The following is a 3877-nucleotide window of genomic DNA, read 5'->3' on the forward strand; positions in this document are numbered from 1 at the left end:
TGCCACAAATGGGCATATAAAATTTTCTCTGTTAATGTAAGCGGTTTATTGACAACCTTGCGAGCCGCTTCAAGACGGATGCCGTAGTTATCATAAACCTTTTTGATCATGTCTAAATCAAATGCCATGTTATTTGCTTGATTTTAATTATTCCTGTTTTATCTGCGAGCGAAGTTACAAAAAAGGGGGTTAAAAATGCAGTAATTGCGCGAATCTAGTGAGAAAAAATCCCCTGAATACCAGTAGAGTCAATAGCGGTCCAGTAAATATATCCAAAGATGATTTAATCAAAAGGAGGAAAAAGCTATTGGCATAACCGTTTCGAAAGATGTTAGCATAATTTACCTGCATAAATGTTTAGTGCAGTTAAAGGCACAATTCCTTGACAAATGATGATAGAGGATATTGGGGAGTGAAGTTTATTTAGTTCAGAATTTAGAGCATTTTGAAGCCATAACCCTGCAACTGCAACTCTTTCAAGACAATGGGAAGGGTGTGCTCCAGCCGGGCAAAGGCTTTCTCACTGTCATGGAATACTATTATTGAACCATTTTTTACATTTTTCAATACGTTTCGTGTACATTTTTCCAAACTGATATTGCGATCAAAATCGCCACTTAGAACGTCCCACATCACAATTTCCATTTCGGGAAACATATTCTTGACCTTTCTGATCTGAACTTTACTAATCCTCCCGTATGGTGGCCTGAATAGGTTTGAATGGACTGCCTCCGAGCATTTTTCAATATTTTCTAAGAATTCCTGGTCTGGTGTATTCCAACCTTTCAAATGATTAAAAGTATGGTTGCCCACCCTATGTCCTTTAGCTAAGACATCTTTAAAAATATTGGGATATTTGCATACATTTTCGCCAATGCAGAAGAAAGTGGCAAGTGCATCGAACTTTTCTAAGGTATTTAATACATATGGTGTAACAACCGGTACAGGTCCATCGTCAAACGTGAGATAAACATATTTCTCTTTCCTGTTTTTATGCCAGGTTAATGTGGGATAAAGCCATTGTAACCAAAAAGGGGAGCTCGTAAAGTACAAATCGTTTGCTAATTTGTGACGAAGATAAATATGTTAAGTAATTTATAATATTAATTTTATAGAGGAATCTAACCAATTTGATGTTGTCCAATAATTATATGAAACTAAATAAACGAACAGGATCTCCCAAATACTATATTTTCCTGATAATCCTTTTGATCTCAACATCAGTAAACTTACAGGCTCAGGAAAAAATAACATTAAAAAGAGCAACTGAGCTTGTAGTTGAAAACAACCTTCAAGTCAAGCAGGCTCAGTTTTCAGAAGCAATTTCAGATGAGAATCTTAGACAATCAAAATATTCATTGTACCCTTCCCTGAACGCAAACACAGGTCTCAACTTTAATTTTGGACGAAGTATAGATCCATTAACGAACCAGTTCGTTAATCAGGGGATCACTTCAAACAACGTAAATATATCATCCAATACTCCATTATTTGGGGGATTCCAACGAATAAATATTATAGCTCAAAACAAACTACAGTTAGACGTTGATAAGAGTTTTACTCAGAAAGTCAAAAATGACCTCGTTCTTGCTGTTGTAACTAATTACCTCACGGTGCTTAATTCGCAGGATCTGTTGATAGCGGCGGGACAACAAATAGATATATCCAGGCAACAGCTTGACATTGAGCAAAAATTCTTCGACGTTGGCAATCGTACCCTGGCTGATCTTGCACAGTCCAAATCACAGGTTGCAACTGCAGAACTGAATGTTACCAATGCTCAAAATCAGTTAGATCTTGCCTTCTTAAATTTGGCTCAACTTCTTGAACGTGACCCTTCGATACCGTTTGAGGTGGAAAAGCCGGCAGTCAATGATATTGCAACAGTTAATACCGCATATTCGGCTGCTGATGTTTACAAGTCTGCATCCCTTAATTTTCCGGATATCAAATTGGCAGAGTTACGGAAACTGGTCCTCCAAAAGGAAATCGATATTGCGAAGAGCGGGTACTATCCTTCTTTAAATTTACAGACAGGAATGGGAACGCGCTATTCAAATGGTTCGTTTGGTAATACAAGTTTTGCTACACAGGTTCAGGATAATTTTAACCAATTTATTGGTTTTGGGTTAAGTATTCCGGTCTTTAATGGATTTTCGGCCAGGTCAGCTGTACGAAGGGCGAAAATTGGTTTACAGAATGGTGAACTTAATGAGCAACTCGCAAAGAATAACCTTAATAAGGTTATCAATCAGTCGGTTTATGATTTGAGAGCAGCTGAAAAAAGATATTATTCGGCGCAGACCGCCTTCGAATCGTCAAGGGAAGCGTTCAATGTAATCGAACAGAGATATGGTGTAGGTTTAGTTAATTCACTGGATTTTAATCTCGCACAGACAAATCTAAATAAGGCCCAATTTGATCAAATCCAGGCTCGTTACGATCTAATCTTTAGAAGCAAGGTGATTGATTATTACCTTGGAAACCCCATAACATTTTAATCCCAAAATTCCTTTTATAAAAAAGACATGGCAAAGAAAAATAATACGTTAAAATATGTGCTCATTGGAGCTGGAGTGCTATTAGTGTTAGCTGTTACCGGAAGTAAGCTGGGCTGGTTTGGTAAAAGTGATTCCGTCCAGATTGCTGTGGAGAAAGCCACGTCGAGAACAATTGTTGAAACTGTATCCGCAAGCGGAAAGGTCCAGCCTGAAGTAGAGGTAAAGTTAAGTGCTGAGGTTTCCGGCGAAGTGGTTCAACTCCTCGTAAAGGAGGGTGATGTTGTCAAGAGAGGGCAATTACTATGTAAAGTTCGTCCCGATGTCCTTCAATCTGGGTATGATCGGGCTGTGGCTTCTTTAAATAGCCAGCGTGCTGCTTTGGCCGGTTCACAACAATCACTCAAGCAAGCGGAAGCAAATTTTGCGAATACAACAGCAAAATATAAGAGAAACCAGGAGCTATTTACTAAAAAGGTGGTGTCAGCTGCAGAATTTGATGCTGTAAAAGCAGAGTATGAAGGAGCTCGTGCAAACCTCGAAGCTGTACGGCAGAATGTTGTTGGTTCGAGATTTGGCGTGGAACAATCAAATGCGGTTGTAAAAGAGGCGGGTGCCAATCTGGCTAAGACGACTATTTATGCGCCTACTGATGGTGTAATTTCAAAATTATCTGTTGAACTTGGCGACAGGATTCTGGGTACTTCGCAAATGGCAGGTACTGAAATCATGAGAATTTCAAATCTAAGTTCAATGGAAGTAAGTGTTGATGTTAACGAAAGCGACATTAACCGTGTATCTGTGGGTGATATAGCGGAAATTGAGGTGGATGCATTCCAGAATCAAAAATTCAAAGGTGAGGTAACAGAAATTGCAAGTTCTTCGAACGTTGTCGGAACTTCTACAGATCAGGTGACAAATTTCACTGTTAAAGTCCGTATTCTTCAGGATTCATATCAAAAGCTTCTCCGCGGGGATAGCGCTAACCCTTCACCATTCCGTCCGGGTTTGTCGGCAACAGTGGATATTCAGACTGAAGAATTTAAAGGAATAGCCGTGCCCATTCAATCGGTGACCACACGTGAGGAAAAGAAGGATGCAAAAGTTGACGCATCAGGTGGCCCTCCTTCATCATCTGCCGATTCTGATAAGGAAAAGAAGAAGGATACAGAGCCAATCAAAGAATATGTTTTTGTATATAGCGGAGGTAAAGTGAAACAGGTACTGGTTACTACCGGTATACAGGATGATACTTATATCCTTGTTAAGTCAGGACTTAAGGGTAACGAAGAAATTGTTACTGGTCCGTTTACTGCCATTTCAAAAGCACTTAAGGATGGTGCTATGGTAGAAAAAGTAGATAAAGAAAAGCTTTTTGC

At 39.3% G+C, this 3877-nt stretch carries 3 protein-coding genes; 2 read left to right on the top strand and 1 reads right to left on the bottom strand.

Annotated features, from left to right (window positions below):
• Positions 1-435 precede the first annotated feature (435 nt).
• Positions 436-1053: a polysaccharide deacetylase family protein gene (locus tag ACLL8Z_RS06350; RefSeq protein WP_411273928.1), complete on the bottom strand. Its 618-nt coding sequence runs from the start codon at positions 1051-1053 to the stop codon at positions 436-438.
• Between the two features lie 98 nt (positions 1054-1151).
• Between ACLL8Z_RS06350 and ACLL8Z_RS06355 the strand changes: the two genes are divergently transcribed.
• Both ACLL8Z_RS06355 and ACLL8Z_RS06360 read left to right on the top strand, forming a co-directional pair.
• Entirely contained in the window at positions 1152-2501 is a 1350-nt protein-coding gene (locus ACLL8Z_RS06355; RefSeq protein WP_411273929.1) for a TolC family protein, read from the top strand.
• 27 nt (positions 2502-2528) lie between these two features.
• Positions 2529-3877, top strand: a 1349-nt coding sequence (locus ACLL8Z_RS06360; protein ID WP_411273930.1) for an efflux RND transporter periplasmic adaptor subunit, incomplete at its 3' end; no start/stop codon positions are given.

Origin of the sequence: Daejeonella sp., assembly GCF_046590655.1 — a bacterium.
GTDB lineage: Bacteria > Bacteroidota > Bacteroidia > Sphingobacteriales > Sphingobacteriaceae > Daejeonella.